This is a genomic window from Dokdonella aquatica, from assembly GCF_051987395.1.
Lineage (GTDB): Bacteria > Pseudomonadota > Gammaproteobacteria > Xanthomonadales > Rhodanobacteraceae > Dokdonella.
In genome coordinates this window covers 1,874,503-1,887,317 of sequence record NZ_CP197094.1, presented here as the reverse complement: position 1 = coordinate 1,887,317, position 12,815 = coordinate 1,874,503, and the positions used below count along the sequence as shown (strand labels likewise).

The following is a 12,815-nucleotide window of genomic DNA, read 5'->3' as shown; positions in this document are numbered from 1 at the left end:
CCTTGGGGCCACCCCGTATCGGGTACGGGGCAGGCTCTTCTCCCGAACGGAAAAGCAAAAGCACGGCTGGCGACGCATCCGGACGCCGGAAGAGGTCGGCGATCAGTTCTCGCGGATCGGGAACGTCTCGACGCCGTCCTTGCCGCGCGGCGCCTGACGCGGCGGTGCGTTGCGCGACAGCGCGCCGCCGCACGAGTACACGCCCCACGACTGCTGACCGTCGCGCACCTCGCCGAGCGGCTTGATCGTGTCGGCGCCCTGCATCGTCGAGGCCTCGTTGCGCGCCATGATTTCGAGCTCGTCGTTGACCTTGATCTTGCTGCGGTCGACCGGGCCGACGCGGTTGAGTACCGACACCGTCACCTTGCCGAGGTCGCGGCAGGCCGAGACGTCGTCGTTCCAGGCGACGCGCATCGCCTTGCCGCCGGATTCCATCTTGATGCCCCAGCTGCAGGCGGCGAGCGGCAGGACGACGAGGAACGGGAGCAGGCGCTTCATGGGCGGTTCGATCCGGAGGGAGGTGGGCGACGCGCGCATGCTAGCGCGACCTGCGTGAACGCGCGGCGCCCGGAGCGGGCGCCGCGCGGCCGGGCTCAGCGGACGACCTTGCCGTCCGCGTCGAGCACCTTGACCTCGCCGAGCTTCAGCGCGCGCACCGGCGCCTCGATCTGCTTGAGGTCGCCGACGATCACCCAGGTGAACGCCTCGGGGCGGATCACCTCGCGCGCGGCGCTTTCGACGGCGTCGGTCTTCTGGCCTTCGATGCGCGCCTTGAGCGTCGTCACGTAGTCGTCCGGACGGCCGTACAGGCTGTTGCCGGCGAGCACCGACAGCACCGACGCGGTGGTCTCGAAGCTGCCCGGCAGCGCACGCACGCGCTGCTCCTTGATCTTGGTGATCTCGGCCGCCGTGATCGGCTTGTCGCCGATCGCCTCGCGCGCCTCCTTGAGCACCTCGGTCACCGATTCGGCGGTCTTGTCGGTCTGCACCGAGACCGAGGCGATGAACGGGCGCTGCCCGATCGCGTCGGGCAGCGAGCTGCGCGCGCCGTAGGCCCATCGCTTGTCCTCGCGCAGGTTCATGTTGAGGCGCGAGGTGAACGTGCCGCCGAACGCGGCGTTCATGGTCTGGATCTCGAGCTGGTTGGCCGCCTTCGTAGACGGCGCGAGGCCACCCGCGAAGATCAGCGACTGCGGCGAATCGGGACGGTCGACGAGGAACACACGCGGCTTCTTCTGCGCCTCGACGGTCGCGATGGCCTTCTTCGGCGGTGCGCCCGTGCCGGGCTTCCAGTCGCCGAACACCTTCTCGAGCTGGGCGCGGATCGCCTCGAGCGTGGTGTCGCCGGCGACGAGGATGCGCAGGTTGTCGGGGCGGATCACGTCGGCGTGGAAGCGGCGCAGGTCGTCGGCCTTGAGCGCGCGCACCGAGGCCTCGTCGCCGCTGCCCGTGAACGGGATGCCGTAGGGATGGCCCTCGCCGTAGAGCAGCGGCGGCAGCGCGCGCAGCGCGAGCGAGCCGGCGTCGGTCTTCTCCTGCGCGATGTCGGCGAGCCACTGGTCGCGCACGCGCGTGATGTCGGCATCACGGAACGCGGGGTGGCGCACGATCTCGCCGAGCAGTGCGAGCGAGGGCTCGAGCTGCGAGGCGAGCGCGTCGAGGCGCACCGTGGAACTGTCGAGGCCCGAGCCCGCGGCAATGCGCGCGCCGAGGCGCTCGCTGCGCTTGGCGATCTCGACCGAATCGAGCTCGCGCGTGCCTTCGTCGAGCATCGCCATCGCGAACGACGAGGTGCCGAGCAGGCGGCCCTGGTCGGCCGCGTAGCCGCCGTCGAACTGCAGCTGCATCTGCACGACCGGGATCGTGCGACGCTCGGCGAGCACGATCTCGATGCCGTTGGACAGCTTGCCGCGCTGGATCGCCGGGAAACCGAGTTCGGGGAACGTGGTCACTTCGGGCACGCCGGTGCTGCGGTCCAGGGTGCTCTTCGTCACCGTGTAGTCGCGCTTCGACGGCAGCTTCGGCGCGGGCTTGCCCTCGGCCTCGGGCAGGCCCTTCACGACCTCCTGCCCGATCGCCTCGCCGGGCTTGGCCGGCACGACGGTCAGCGTGTAGTCGCCGCGTGCGATCCAGCGGTTCGCGGCGGCCTTGACGCTCTCGGACGTCGCCGCCTGGATGCGCTCCAGGTCGACGCGGTACGCGGCCGGATCGCCGCGATAAACCTGCGACTCGGCGAGCACGGTGGCCTTGCCGCCGAAACCGCCGACCTTCTCGAGGCCACGGATGAAGCCGGCACGGCTGGCCATCTTCGAGCGCTCGAGCTCGTCGGCGGTCGGGCCCTCGGCGAGGAAGGTCTTCCACTCCTCGGCGATCGCGGCCTCGACCTTCGCCGGATCGACGCCGTTGCGCACGTCGGCGCTCAGCACGAACTGGCTGGCCAGCGAGAACGGCTGCACGCCGACCGAGATGTCGTCGACGAGCTTGTCCTTGTAGACGAGACGCTGGTACAGGCGCGAGGTCTTGCCGCCACCGAGCGCGTCGGCGGCGAGTTCGAGCAGCGGCTCGTCGGCGTGGCCGAGCTCGGCCACGTTCCACTCGCGGTAGATGCGCACCTGCGCGACATGGTCGGCCTGGGTGCCACGCGTGGACGTCGTGCGCGCGGCCACCCACGGCTGCTGGCGCGGTACCGGCGGGCCGGCCGGAATGTCGCCGAAGAACTTCTCGACCTTCTCGCGCGCGGCCTTCGGGGTCACGTCGCCGGCCAGCACGATCGTCGTGTTGGCGGCGCCGTAGTAGTCGTGGAACCACTGCTTCACGTCGGCCAGCGAGGCAGCCTCGAGGTCGGCCATCGAGCCGATCGTGTCGTGCTGGTAGGGATGGTTGGCCGGGAACGCGTTGAGCAGCAGGTTCTCGTCGGTGCGGCCGTACGGGCGGTTCTCGCCCTGGCGCTTCTCGTTCTGCACGACGCCACGCTGGGTGTCGAGCTCGTTCTGGCCGATCGCACCGAGCAGGTGGCCCATGCGGTCGGATTCCATCCACAGCGCCATGTCGAGCGCGGTGGTCGGCACGGTCTGGAAGTAGTTCGTGCGGTCGAACCACGTGGTGCCGTTCTGGTCGGTCGCGCCGACCTTCTCGAACGGCTTGAAGTACGTGCCCTTGTGGTTCTCGGAGCCCGAGAACATGAGGTGCTCGAACAGGTGCGCGAACCCGGTCTTGCCCTTGGGCTCGTCGGCGGAACCGACGTGGTACCAGATGCTGACCGCGACGACCGGCGCCTTGTGGTCCTCGTGGACGATCAGCGTGAGGCCGTTCGGCAGCACCTCGCGCGTGAACGGGATGTCGATCGTGTCGGTCGCCGCGCTGGCGGCGCCGACGAATCCGAGGCCGGCCATGACGGCGGCGGCGATGCGGGTGCGCATGCAGGGTCCTTCGGGTGACGAAAGGGGATCGGACAGGCTAGCGAGTGCCCGGCGCAGCCGCAACGGATGCGGTTCACGCGGGCGGCGTAGACTGCGGATCCCGCACGGAAGTTCGCCGGAGGCCGCGATGTCCCATGCGCTCGTGAGCGGTGCCAACCGCGGCCTCGGCCTCGGTTTCGTCCAGCAGCTGCTCGCACGCGGCGGTCGGGTCGTGGCGACCTGCCGGCACCCCGGCCGCGCGCTCGAGCTCACGAAGCTGGCCGGCGAATACCCGGGCCACCTGCGCATCCTGCCACTCGACGTCGACGCGCCGCGCTCGATCGACGAACTCGCACGCGAGCTCGCCGTGCTCGACGTGCGCGTCGACCTGCTCGTCAACAACGCCGGCGTGCTGGTCGACGGCGAACGCTTCGGCACGCTCGACGGCGCGACGCTGGCCTCGACCTTCACGACCAACGTGATCGGCCCGGTGCTGCTCACGCAGGCGCTCGCCGAGCGCCTCGTCGACGGCGGCAAGGTCGTCGCGGTCGGTTCGGGACTCGGTTCGATCGCACGCACGACGCGCTTCGGCACGCCGAGCTACGCGATCAGCAAGGCCGCGCTGCACATGGCGATGCGTCAGCTCGGCCACGCGCTTGCGCCGCGCGGCATCGCGGTCGCGGCACTGAGCCCGGGCTGGGTGCGCACCGCGATGGGCGGCGATCACGCCGATCTCGGCGTCGACGAATCGGTCGCCGCGATGCTCGGCGTGATCGACGCGCTGCGCTTCGACGAGGCGTCGATCGGCACGCTGTTCGCGCACACGGGCCGGCCGATGCCCTGGTAGTCGAGCCTCGCCGCGGCAGCCGTGTTCACGTCGCAGCCACACGCGCGGCGTAGGCTCGGCGGCCTTTTCCACACCGATGAGGAGTTCGACATGACGATCCGCAAGGGCGAGGCCGAATGGCGTGGTGGCGTGCCGGAAGGCTCGGGCAAGGTGTCGGTCGAGAGCGGCACGTTCGCGGCCGACTACGGCTTCAAGTCGCGCATGGGCGACGGCTCCGGCGGCACCAATCCGGAGGAACTGATCGGCGCGGCGCACGCCTCGTGCTTCTCGATGGCGCTGTCGCTCGCGCTCGCCAAGGCCGGCCACGTGCCGACGCGCGTGCACACGGTGGCCAAGGTCCATCTCGAGCAGAAGGACGGCGGCTACGAGATCCCGCGCATCAATCTCGTCACCGAGGCCGAGGTGCCCGGCATCGACAAGGACACGTTCGCGACGCTCGCCGAGCAGACCAAGGGTGGCTGCCCGGTGTCGAAGGCGCTGCGTGCGGTCGAGATCACGCTCGACGCGAAACTGGTCTGATCCGCGCAGGCTCCGTCGCCTTTACGGTGGCGGAGCCTGCAGGCGTTGACGTGCGCCGTGCGCGACGCACAATCGCGCGATGCTCGACATCGTCCTGTACCAACCCGAGATCCCGCCCAACACGGGCAACGTGATCCGCCTCTGCGCGAACACGGGCGCGCGCCTGCACCTGATCGAACCGCTCGGATTCGAACTCGACGACGCCAGACTGCGGCGCGCGGGACTCGATTACCACGAGTTCACGGCCCTGCGCGTGCACGCGACGTTCGAGGCCTTCCTCGCCGAGGTCGCGCCGGCGCGCGTGTTCGCGCTGTCCACGCGCGGCACGCGCCGCTACGACGACGTGCGCTACGAAGAACGCGACGCGTTCGTGTTCGGGCCCGAGACGCGCGGCCTGCCGCAGGCCATGATCGACGACTTGCCCGCGGACCGGCGCCTGCGCCTGCCGATGAGGCCCGGCAACCGCAGCCTCAACCTGTCCAATGCGGTCGCGGTGGTCGCGTTCGAGGCCTGGCGGCAGCACGGTTTCGAAGGCGGGCTCTGAGCGCCCGCGACGCATCACGCGGCGTCTTCGGGGTACTCGGGCTTCTGCTCGCGCGCCATGAGCGTCTGCAGGCCCTCGACGGGCGTGATCTCCTGGTGCAGCACGCGCTGCACCTGTTCGGCGATCGGCAGCTCGATGCCGTGGCGCTGGGCGAGCCGCACCACTTCGTCGACCGTGACGATGCTCTCGACCACCTGGCCGATCTCGGCGACCGCCTGCGACAGCGGCGTGCCGCGGCCCAGAGCGAGGCCGAGGCGACGGTTGCGCGAGAGGTCGCCCGTGCAGGTGAGCACGAGGTCGCCGAGGCCGGCGAGCCCCATCAGCGTCTCGGGCTTCGCGCCGAGCACCGTGCCGAGGCGCAGCATCTCGTTCATGCCGCGCGTGATGAGACCGGCGCGCGCGTTGAGGCCGAGCTGCATGCCGTCGGCGACACCCGTGGCGACCGCGAGCACGTTCTTCATCGCGCCGCCGAGCTCGGCACCGAGCAGGTCGGTACCCGTATAGGCGCGGAAATCGGGTGCGTGCAGCATCAGCGCGACGCGCTGCGCGAAGTCGGCATCGGCCGAGTGCACGGTGACGGCCGTGGGCAGGCCCTGGGCGACTTCACGCGCGAACGATGGCCCGGTCACGACCGCGGCCGGATGATCGGGAAGGCGCTCGGCCACGAGTTCGTGCAGGAACCGGCCCGAGCCCGGATCGAAGCCCTTGGTCGCCCAGGCGATGCCGGTACCCGGCGCGGCCCATGGTGCGATCGTGTCGAGCAGCTCGCGGAACGCGTGGCTCGGCACCGACACCAGCACCATCGCGGCGTCGCGCACGCAGGTTTCCAGCGCACCACTGACCTGCAGTGCGTCGGGGAACGGCATGTCGGGGAGGTAGCGCGTGTTGGCGCGCGCGGTGGCCATATCGACCACCGACTGCGCCGAACGTCCCCACAGCGTGGTGGGGACGCCATTGCGCGCGAGGAGCACGGCCAGCGCCGTGCCCCACGAACCGGCGCCGAGGACCGCGACCGGTGCGGGATGCGCCGTCATCGACTCAGGAATTGAGCGTCTGGCCCGCGCCTGCCGGCGCTTCGTTGCGGCGGCGGACCTGCTCGGCGTAGATCGCGTCGAAGTTGATCGGCTGCAGCAGCAGCGGCGGGAAGCCGCCGGCCTGGACGAGGTCCGACACGGTCTGGCGCACGTACGGGAACAGCACGTTCGGGCAGTACGTGGCGAGCACGGTCTCCTGCGACGCCGGATCGAAGCCGGCCACGCCGAAGATGCCGGCCTGGTGGACTTCGGCGAGGTAGGCCGTCGATTCCTCGAGCTTGCAGGTCACGGTGACGCTGAGGACGACCTCGAACACGCCCTCGCCGAGCTGCGCGACGCGCTGGCTCAGGTTGAGCTCGACGTTCGGCTGGCCCTGCGACTGGAACACCTGCGGTGCGTTCGGCACCTCGAACGAGACGTCCTTGACATAGATCTTCTGCAGGTTGAGCTGGGCCATCGCTTCGGCCGCGCCATTCGTGGCGGCGCCGTTCGCGGGAGTGTTCTCTGCCATGGTACGGATGCTCCGGTGAAGCTTGGGAAAAAAGGACGCGGAGTATCCCACGCCCGTGCAGGTGGCGCACGCGGCGGGCGCCGCGGGCCGGTGTCGGCGTGGCGTCAGCCCGCGCTGCGGCCCTTGGCGAGCGGCAGCTGGGCTTCGGTCCACGTGCGCAGGCCGCCCTCGAGGGCGTAGACCTTCGTGAAGCCGGCCTTGCGCAGGCGCTTGGCCGCGCCCGACGAGGACTGGCCCGTGCGGCAGTAGACGACGATCGGCAGGTCCTTCGCCTTGGCGAGGTCCTTGTGCTCGGGATCGAACTGGCTCATCGCGACGTGGCGCGCGCCAGGGATGTGGCCCTTTTCGTAATCCTGGATGCCCGAGACGTCGACGACGAGGGCGTTCTCGCGGTTGACCAGCTGCGTGAGCCCGGCCGGCGTGATGCCCTTGTAGCCGCGCGTGGCGTGCGCGACCTCGTTGGCGACCAGCGCGACGGCGACGCCGGCGAAGCCGAACGACAGGAACGGGTGGTTGCTGATGAATTCGGGCAGGCGCGTGAGGAAATCGGACACGGTGCGGGGTCGCTCGCTGGCGGCACGGGGACCCGCGCCGGGGAAAAGGCCGCCGATTATCGACGAGCGTGGGCGTGCCTTGCAAAGGCGCGCCGCGGAACGCCTCAGTTGGACTGGGTGATGTCCGGCAGGCCGCTCGAGAGCATCCAGCGCTTGCCGGTCGCGTCGTACGTCCAGGTCTGGCGGTCGATGACCGTGCGCGAGGCCTGTGTGTTGACGTTGACGAGCGTGATCTCGACGGCCTGGCGCACCTCGGTGTCGCTGACCGGCACCGTGCCGCCCTCGCTGTAACCCGTGAAGCGCACCTGGCGGTAGCGCTCGAGCTCCAGCGCGGTCAGCGGGTGCGTGGCACGGTAGGCGGGATCGACGAACGTCTCGGCCTGTTCGATCGAATGCCAGCGGATCGTCGCGTGGTAGAGGCGCAGCGTCTCGGTGAGCAGCGTCTCCTTGGATTTGGTGCTCGCACAGGCGACGGCAAGCAGCGCCATGCCGATCACCACCACGCGCAGCGCGCCGCGCCGCATCGTCCGCATCAGGTCCACGTCGCCTTCCTCAGGCTGGAGCGTCGGCGCATTGTGCCGCATCGCGCGGCTTCGGGGCATGCGCGGCGGCAAGCGCGACGAAGCGCGCGACCAGCGTGGTCGCGACACTGCCGTCGGCGGCGGGCACGTCGCAGCGCAAGGTGAGCCGTGCCTTGCCGCGTGCGGCGAGTGCGGCGAGGAAGTCCTCGAGGCGCTCGTCGGGATCGGGCCGCGCGGTCGCCGTGAAGTCGCCCCACACCGGCGCGAGGTAGCGGATCGTGCTGTCCTGCACGTAGATGTCGCAGTCCAGGCGGCGCAGCTGCGTGGAGAGTTTCACGAACGCCCAGCCCGCCAGCGTCATGACGCTGGCGAGGCTGCCGCCGAACGCGCAGCCCTTGTCGTTGATGTTCGGCGCGAGCGGCGCACTGATCGCGAGGCTCTGGCCATCCCACGCGGCGAGGCGCAGCTGCAGCGCACGCGTCAGCGGGATGTCGGCGAGCAGCTCACGCTGCAGCGCCTCGCGCAGGCTCGCGCGAAGCGGCGCGACCGGATCGGATTCGTGCGTCATGCAGGGCTCGCGGATCACTCGGGGCGCGCGAGTGTGCGCAGCAAGCCTTGCGGAATCAAGGCCATACGGCACGGTATTGATTGCGCCCGGGCGCCTCGTCGTCGCGTTCGACGAGGCCCGCCGACTCGAGCTGGCGCACGACGCGCGTGATCGTGGCGGGATGGATCGCGTACTCGAGCGCGACGTACAGGTCGTCCACGGTGTGGGCCACCGCCGAGCGGCCATGGCGGCGCAACTCGGCGAGCACGCGCACGCGTGGCTCGGTCACCATGAGGCCGTGGGCGCGCAAGGCGTCGACCGCGTACGCGCGCGGTGCGGGATCGGTGTGGCGAACGGTCTCGCGCTCGGCGATCGACGAGCGCGGCGTGGCGGGAATGAAGGCATCGTGCAGCATGGGGCGGGCTCCGGGAGCCGCGCATGGATGCGCGGCGTGGCGGGGCACGCGTGGATCGCGACGATGACGGGAGGACGGACCACGCCGATGCGTGGCGGATCGTCCAGGTGTCGGGACGCTGCGTCGCCCGATGCGGGCGACGGGACGCGACCTCACGCGTGCAGCGTGGGGACGGATCGCGTCGTGACGGGCGGGGCGCGGCCCAGCGCGCGTCGGGAGTGCGGATCGTGGAGGCCACGCACGACGACACCCGGCTCGGGTACGGCGTGGCGCAAGACGGGCGCCTCGGCGAGCGGACGCTCGGCGGGCCCGGGAAGCAGGGCGATCGGGTCGACCGCGGCGCGGACGGCGAGCTTGGCCATGACCGCCCGAACGAGCAGTCGCTTGCCGTGCGGACGTGGCTCGTCCTCGCGCAGGCGCTCGCCGGGAACATCAGGCGGCGCCTCGACACGCGACTGAGCGTGCAGCCACGCGTGGTGGGCGTCGTCGGCATGGTGGCCACCCGGGAAGCCGCCACCGTGCGCCGAGGCCACCGCGACGCAGACGAGCAGCCACGTCGCGACACTCGCGACGAGGACGTGCAGGCTGGACCGCGGGCGGCTCGGGGACATGCAGGCTTCCGGCACCGCGCATGCGCACGGCGTCCCGCCATCCTAGTCAGCCCGCGTGACGCTTGCAATTTCGGACGGCGTGCCGACGCTGCGTATGATGCGGCGACTCCCGCGGAACGCCCGATGCCCCGCCTTGCCTCCCCCGCCGCCGTGCTAGCCGGTACCAGCGTGATCGTGACGCGCCCGAGCCAGGACGCCGGCCCGCTCGTGCGCCGCGCACGCGCCGCCGGTGCGCACGTCGTGCGCCTGCCCGGTCTGGTGCTGGACGAGGTGGAGGACCGGGACGCCGCGCGCAGCGCCCTCGGCACGGCGGCCACCGGCGACATCGTCGTGTTCACGAGTCCGGCTTCCGTGCGCCACGCGTTCGCACTCGGCTTCGCGCTGCGGCGTGCGCCCATGCGCGTGTTCGCCGTCGGCGGCGGCACCGCGCGCGTGCTTGCGCGCCACGGCGTGGCCGCGATCGCGCCCGCCATGCGCCAGGATGGCGACGGCCTGCTCGCGCTTCCGGAGCTCGCCGCCGTCGACGGCGCGCGCATCGCGATCGTCGACGCACCGGGCGGCCGCGACGCGATCGCCCCCGCATTGCGCGAACGCGGGGCGTCGGTGTCGCGCATCCACGTCTACCGGCGTGCGCCGGCCCGTCTCTCGAAGGGCCGGATCGACGCACTCGCCGCCGCGCCACACCCCTGGATCACGCTGGTCTCGAGCGGCGAGGCACTCGATTACCTCGGGCGTGCCTTGCCGGCCGACCTCGCCGCGCGCTGGCGTGACGAGCCGCTCGTCGTCAGCAGTGCACGCCTCGCGGCGCTGGCTGCCGATGCCGGCTTCGCGGATGTCTCGATCGCCGCGTCCGCGCGCCCGGCCGACCTCGTCGAGGCGGCGTGCTCGCGCGCCGCACCACGCCTGCGAAGCTGAACGGGGTGACCCGCAGCGCACGCGGCTTCCGCGTCGCAGCACGCCGTTTCCGTTAAAATACCGATATGGACAACGACTCCGAGACGACGCTGCCCACGCCGGCGGTCCGTGACGACACCGCCACGCCGGCCACTACGCCCCGTCGCCGCCGCGGCAGCTGGCTTCCGCTTTTCGCGATCCTCGTGCTCGCCGCGGGCGTCGCGGCATGGGCGTGGCTGCAGGAGACGCACCGCGAACGCGAGCGCACCGATGCGAGCGAGCGCGAAGACCGCGTGACCGCCGCGATCGCCGAAGCGACGCGCGAGGACGGCGCGATGCGTCGCGAAGTCGAGGCCTTGCGCAGTCGCCTGTCCGATGCGGAAGCCATGAACCGCAGCCTGCGCGAGGAACTGCTCGGCGTGACCGAACGCTCGCGCGCGCTCGAGGACGCGGTCGCCAACCTGGCCCAGCAGCGCCTGACCAGCCGCGACGTGCTCGCGCTCAACGAGGCCGAGTACGTGCTGCAGCTGGCCGGCGAGCGCCTGGCCTTGTTCCGTGACCCGGCCGCCGCGATCGCCGCCTACCGCCTCGCCGACAGTGCGCTAGCCGGCGCCGAGGATCCGCTGTTCGCCTCGGTGCGCCAGACCATCGCCGCCGAAATCCAGGCCCTCGAGGCCGCCCAGCCCCTGCAGACCCAGGCCACGCTCGGTGCACTCGCCGCGCTGCGCGAGGCCGCTGCGCAGTGGCCGGCGAGACCGCTCGCGGCCGGCGCCGATGCGCTGCAGCCGACCTCGCGCCTCGGCCGCCTCGTCGCGCCGTTCGTACGCATCCGCCACGACGGCGAAGGTGCCGTGATCGCACCACGCGAAACCGGCCTCGCGCGCACGCTCGTCGTACTCGACCTGCGCACGGCCGAAGCCTCGCTGTTCGCGCGCGACGAAGCGGCCTTCAAGGGCGCGCTCGAAAGCGCGCGTGGCGGCCTCGACGAAGCGTTCGATCCCGCCGCCGAAGGCGTGCGCGAGGCGCGTGCCTCGCTCGACCGCCTGCTCGCTTCGCCGCTCGCCCCGGCGCTGCCCGAACTCGGCACCGCGCTGCGCGAGCTGCGCAACCTGCGCAGCGCCCGCGCGCTGTCGCGCGAGCCGGTGGCGCACGCTTCGCCATGAGGTTCTGGACCTGGTGCCTGCTGCTGCTCCTCGTCGCTGCCGCGACCGCGTTCGGCTGGCAGTGGATCGCCGACGATCCGGGCTACGTGCTCGTGCGCATGCGCGGCTGGTCGCTCGAGACGAGCGTGGTCGTCGCGATCATCGCGCTGCTCGTCGCCTGGGGCCTGTTCGGCGCGATCTGGCGCCTCGCGCGCTGGCCGATGCGCGCCTGGGGACGCTCGCAGCGCCGTCGCGGTCGCGAGCGCCTCGCCGGCGGTCTCGCCGCGTTCGCCGAAGGCCGCTACGCGCAGGCCGAGCGTGACCTCGGCAAGGCGGCGCAGCAGCCCGCCCTGCGCGGACCGGCCCTGCTCGCGATGGCACGCGCCGCCCATGCACGCGGCGAGGACGCGCGTGCCGCGCAGATCCTCGACGAGGCCGCCGTCGAAGCGCCGCAGGCCGCGCTCGCCCAGCGCGCGAAGTTCCTGCTCGAACGTGATCGCTCCGCCGAAGCCCTCGCGCTGCTGCGCGCGCCGGCCCAGGCCGGCACGCTGCCGCCGGTCGGCTGGCGCGCCTTCATCGAGGCCGCGCTCGCACAGGGCGAGGCCGATGCCGCACTCGAGGCGCTGCCGAAGCTCGCACGCACGCAGTCGCTCGCCGCCGACGCGATGGCCGCGATCGAGACGCGCGTGCTCGTCGCCGCGCTCGAGGCCGCACCGTCTCAGGCGCGCCTCAACACGACCTGGAACGCGACCAGCCGCGCACGCCGCCAGCAGTCCGTGATCGTCGCCGCGTTCGCACGTCGCGCCGCCGGGTTCGGCCAGGTGCTCGCCGCGATGGACGAGATCGAGACCGCGCAGCGCCGCGAGTGGAGCGAGACGCTCGCGAGCGCCTACGGCGAACTCGGGCCGGCCGAAGCGGCGACGCGCCTGCGCCACGCCGAAGCCTGGCTCGCGGTCGCCCCGAACAGTCCCGCCCTGCTCACCACGCTCGGTCGCCTGTGCGTCGAGCAGGGCCTGTGGGGCAAGGCGATCCAGTACCTCGAGCGTGCGATCGCGATCGACGGACGCGCCGACGCCTGGGAATCCCTCGGCGATGCCCACGCCGGCGCAGGTGAACGTGATGCGGCGATCGTCGCCTACGCCAATGCGGCGCGTGCCGCGCGCGGCGCTGCGACCACGGCGCTGGCCTCGCGCCACGCGGGGCCGGTCGATACGCGTGCACTCGTGGTCGAGGAGCGCGACGCGCACGGCGTGCCGCGGCTGCCGCGCGGCGGATGAC

15 protein-coding genes are annotated in these 12,815 nt (G+C 71.7%); 6 read left to right on the top strand and 9 right to left on the bottom strand.

Annotated features, from left to right (window positions below):
* Positions 1 to 102: 102 nt before the first annotated feature.
* Complete coding sequence (locus ACQQ2N_RS08410) at positions 103 to 498, bottom strand: DUF4156 domain-containing protein (protein WP_440225262.1); 396 nt, start codon at positions 496 to 498, stop codon at positions 103 to 105.
* 95 nt (positions 499 to 593) lie between these two features.
* Positions 594 to 3,419, bottom strand: coding sequence for a M16 family metallopeptidase (locus ACQQ2N_RS08405; protein ID WP_440225261.1), 2,826 nt, complete (start codon positions 3,417 to 3,419; stop codon positions 594 to 596).
* A 127-nt stretch (positions 3,420 to 3,546) separates the two neighbouring features.
* On the opposite strand from ACQQ2N_RS08405, the gene ACQQ2N_RS08400 reads away from it, so the two are divergent.
* The 3 genes from ACQQ2N_RS08400 to trmL all read left to right on the top strand — a co-directional run bounded on the left by ACQQ2N_RS08400 (position 3,547) and on the right by trmL (position 5,308).
* Complete coding sequence (locus tag ACQQ2N_RS08400) at positions 3,547 to 4,245, top strand: SDR family oxidoreductase (RefSeq protein WP_440225260.1); 699 nt, start codon at positions 3,547 to 3,549, stop codon at positions 4,243 to 4,245.
* A gap of 90 nt (positions 4,246 to 4,335) precedes the next feature.
* Complete coding sequence (locus ACQQ2N_RS08395) at positions 4,336 to 4,764, top strand: OsmC family protein (RefSeq protein WP_440225259.1); 429 nt, start codon at positions 4,336 to 4,338, stop codon at positions 4,762 to 4,764.
* Between the two features lie 79 nt (positions 4,765 to 4,843).
* Entirely contained in the window at positions 4,844 to 5,308 is a 465-nt protein-coding gene (gene trmL, locus ACQQ2N_RS08390) for a tRNA (uridine(34)/cytosine(34)/5-carboxymethylaminomethyluridine(34)-2'-O)-methyltransferase TrmL (RefSeq protein WP_440225258.1), read from the top strand.
* Between the two features lie 14 nt (positions 5,309 to 5,322).
* Here the strand turns inward: trmL and ACQQ2N_RS08385 are convergent, their stop codons facing one another.
* The 7 genes from ACQQ2N_RS08385 to ACQQ2N_RS08355 all read right to left on the bottom strand — a co-directional run bounded on the left by ACQQ2N_RS08385 (position 5,323) and on the right by ACQQ2N_RS08355 (position 9,501).
* A complete protein-coding gene (locus tag ACQQ2N_RS08385; RefSeq protein ID WP_440225257.1) occupies positions 5,323 to 6,342 on the bottom strand; it encodes an NAD(P)H-dependent glycerol-3-phosphate dehydrogenase in 1,020 nt (339 codons plus the stop codon).
* A 4-nt stretch (positions 6,343 to 6,346) separates the two neighbouring features.
* Positions 6,347 to 6,853, bottom strand: coding sequence for a protein-export chaperone SecB (gene secB / locus ACQQ2N_RS08380; RefSeq protein WP_440225256.1), 507 nt, complete (start codon positions 6,851 to 6,853; stop codon positions 6,347 to 6,349).
* A 104-nt stretch (positions 6,854 to 6,957) separates the two neighbouring features.
* Positions 6,958 to 7,407: a rhodanese-like domain-containing protein gene (locus tag ACQQ2N_RS08375; protein ID WP_440225255.1), complete on the bottom strand. Its 450-nt coding sequence runs from the start codon at positions 7,405 to 7,407 to the stop codon at positions 6,958 to 6,960.
* Positions 7,408 to 7,511: 104 nt separating this feature from the next.
* Complete coding sequence (locus tag ACQQ2N_RS08370; protein ID WP_440225730.1) at positions 7,512 to 7,940, bottom strand: hypothetical protein; 429 nt, start codon at positions 7,938 to 7,940, stop codon at positions 7,512 to 7,514.
* A gap of 19 nt (positions 7,941 to 7,959) precedes the next feature.
* A complete protein-coding gene (locus ACQQ2N_RS08365; protein ID WP_440225254.1) occupies positions 7,960 to 8,496 on the bottom strand; it encodes a YiiD C-terminal domain-containing protein in 537 nt (178 codons plus the stop codon).
* A gap of 55 nt (positions 8,497 to 8,551) precedes the next feature.
* Positions 8,552 to 8,890, bottom strand: a complete 339-nt coding sequence (locus ACQQ2N_RS08360) for a MarR family transcriptional regulator (protein WP_440225253.1) — start codon at positions 8,888 to 8,890, stop codon at positions 8,552 to 8,554.
* Between the two features lie 152 nt (positions 8,891 to 9,042).
* Positions 9,043 to 9,501 (bottom strand): hypothetical protein, encoded by a 459-nt coding sequence (locus ACQQ2N_RS08355; RefSeq protein ID WP_440225252.1) that lies wholly within the window; start codon positions 9,499 to 9,501, stop codon positions 9,043 to 9,045.
* A gap of 123 nt (positions 9,502 to 9,624) precedes the next feature.
* Here ACQQ2N_RS08355 and ACQQ2N_RS08350 point away from each other — a divergent pair, with 123 nt between their 5' ends.
* The 3 genes from ACQQ2N_RS08350 (at position 9,625) to ACQQ2N_RS08340 (ending at position 12,814) form a co-directional block, all read left to right on the top strand.
* Positions 9,625 to 10,416 (top strand): uroporphyrinogen-III synthase, encoded by a 792-nt coding sequence (locus ACQQ2N_RS08350; RefSeq protein WP_440225251.1) that lies wholly within the window; start codon positions 9,625 to 9,627, stop codon positions 10,414 to 10,416.
* A gap of 65 nt (positions 10,417 to 10,481) precedes the next feature.
* Positions 10,482 to 11,558, top strand: coding sequence for a uroporphyrinogen-III C-methyltransferase (locus ACQQ2N_RS08345; RefSeq protein WP_440225250.1), 1,077 nt, complete (start codon positions 10,482 to 10,484; stop codon positions 11,556 to 11,558).
* Entirely contained in the window at positions 11,555 to 12,814 is a 1,260-nt protein-coding gene (locus ACQQ2N_RS08340; protein WP_440225249.1) for a heme biosynthesis HemY N-terminal domain-containing protein, read from the top strand. Before ACQQ2N_RS08345 ends, ACQQ2N_RS08340 begins: the two co-directional genes overlap by 4 nt.
* The last annotated feature ends 1 nt before the right edge of the window (position 12,815 follow it).